At 35.0% G+C, this 2048-nt stretch carries 3 protein-coding genes; all 3 read left to right on the forward strand.

Annotated elements, in window-relative coordinates; translation table 11 throughout:
- Window positions 1-107: 107 nt before the first annotated feature.
- The 3 genes from BLS65_RS17605 to BLS65_RS17615 all read left to right on the forward strand — a co-directional run bounded on the left by BLS65_RS17605 (window position 108) and on the right by BLS65_RS17615 (window position 1965).
- On the forward strand, window positions 108-377 hold the full coding sequence (locus tag BLS65_RS17605) for a hypothetical protein (RefSeq protein WP_092441095.1): 270 nt from the start codon (window positions 108-110) through the stop codon (window positions 375-377).
- Window positions 378-394: 17 nt separating this feature from the next.
- Window positions 395-1327 (forward strand): YihY/virulence factor BrkB family protein, encoded by a 933-nt coding sequence (locus tag BLS65_RS17610; RefSeq protein ID WP_092441096.1) that lies wholly within the window; start codon window positions 395-397, stop codon window positions 1325-1327.
- A 191-nt stretch (window positions 1328-1518) separates the two neighbouring features.
- Window positions 1519-1965 (forward strand): POTRA domain-containing protein, encoded by a 447-nt coding sequence (locus tag BLS65_RS17615; protein WP_170830198.1) that lies wholly within the window; start codon window positions 1519-1521, stop codon window positions 1963-1965.
- The last annotated feature ends 83 nt before the right edge of the window (window positions 1966-2048 follow it).

Below are 2048 nucleotides of genomic sequence, written 5' to 3' on the forward strand. Positions count from 1 at the left end.
CTACAACATCGGGGTGAAACCTTCGGGGAGTAGCCCCTTATTTTTATTCAACTAACGTTTCAACTGGAATCTTTTTGTCGGACAGTAGTGATAAACTATATGAATCGTTGATAGGTGCGGTTGGTGTAATTCTGAAAAATCCTGAAAAGAAACAAGTGGCAACAAAAGTTCCATTTGAAGGTGTATACGAAAAAACAACTATTAAGACTTGGTATGCAATAGTAGAAGTATTACGTAATGCATTCATTCAAGCCTTGTATCCATCTATTGACCAAGAAATTAATATCCAATCAGTTGGTAAGGTTGAATCGGATAAGAAGAAAGGTTTTTTCGAAAAACTCTTGACTCCGTCAGATAAGAAGCAAAAGGATAAATAACCACATCTAACTTTACGATGAAAAAATCAATATTCTCAACTATATTCACTCTTTTGAAAACAACGTTTAAAAAGTGGTGGGATCGAGATCCGTTTTCTCAAAGTGAAATAGTAGCCTATAATGCCATATTTTCATTGCCAGGATTATTAGTTGTAGTTCTCGCAATTGCAGGTTATTTTTTTGGTGGCGATGCTGTTAGTGGAAAATTACACAGCGAAGTTTCACAGACCATGGGAACTGATACTGCCGACCAGATAGAGAAGATGGTGTTAATTGCCAACAAAAGTAAGGATTCTATTTGGGCAACCCTTCTAGGTATTGCCATACTTATTTTTGGTGCTACCAGAGTATTTGTACAATTTCAAAAATCTTTTAATACTATTTGGGACGTTAAAGCCTCACCTACTAGCTCAGGTATTTGGTCTTTCGTGAAAACTCGAATTTTTTCCTTTGGTTTAATTGTATCTATTGCTTTTTTATTACTTATTTCTCTTCTTATTTCCTCTTTATTATCAGCATTCAGCTCATGGGTAGTCCAAAACTGGTCAGAGTCTTTACTGATAGTTTTCAAAATGCTCAGTTTGGTTTTCTCAGTGGGGATTATTGCGGTATTATTTGCACTGATGTTTAAATACTTGCCTGATACAAAAATCAAGTGGAGTACAGTGTGGATAGGCGCATTCATAACATCCCTTTTGTTTGCAATTGGTAAATCCGGTTTGGCATTGTATTTTGGCAAGGCCGATCCTAGTTCAGGATATGGTGCAGCAGGTTCTATAATCCTTATCCTATTGTGGACATCATATTCATCAATGATTGTTTTTTTTGGTGCGGAATTCACCAAGGTATATTCAGATTTTATTCATGGTCGATTGTCTGCTTCAACGAAAGTAGCCAAAGCAGATACTCAAGACGATAAAAAAGGACAAAAGAATGGTTTAGGGAAATAATATTTCTAAAATCAATACTATTATCCTACTAATAAGTAATTTTGATCTTCGTTGATTCTAAGGATTATTAAGTTCGTGGCATAGTTTTCGTTGGATAGTTTGTAGGCGAGGTGTAGAAAGTTTATTTTCAACGAACACATTATACGAATGCTATTGGCAATTTTTTAATATTAGATTCAATGGTTTGTGATTTGCGAAAGATCCTAGCTGAATTTGTAGTTGTTTTAATTTTCACGTTTGGTTGGTCAATTGTGGCATCGGCCCAAGAAAACTATGCAGTAAGAAAGGTTGTTTTTCATGGTAATAAAACCTTGAAAAAAGATATTCTGCTTGACGGTATGGTATTGGAGCCAGTTTCATACCTTCAAAAGTTGCTTACCAAAGACGAACCATCGCTCTACAGCACTGAGTTAATAAATATTGATCTTAAGAGGCTTGTGAGTATATATCAGAGCGAAGGTTTTTTAGATGCACAGGCAGAAGTGAAATCGCTGAAGATTAATGACAAAAGGAATACTGTTAAAATAATTATTCAGATTCAAGAGGGAGAGCCAATTTTGATTGATACTGTGAGCATTCACATGATTTCAGATTCAGCAGAAGTAGACCTTGAATTGATTACAAAAAAATGGCTGTAATCTAAAAAAATGTTGTTGATAATATTTTGTTAGCATTAAAATGCTGCACTAACCTGAATTACTCCACTATTCCAATTTTGCGA

This window comes from Williamwhitmania taraxaci, assembly GCF_900096565.1.
In the GTDB taxonomy this organism is placed as follows: domain Bacteria; phylum Bacteroidota; class Bacteroidia; order Bacteroidales; family Williamwhitmaniaceae; genus Williamwhitmania; species Williamwhitmania taraxaci.

Coding starts and splice junctions, on each gene's coding strand:
- BLS65_RS17610 (WP_092441096.1), top strand. CDS start 395: ATGAAAAAATCAATATTCTCAACTATATTCACTCTTTTGAAAACAACG.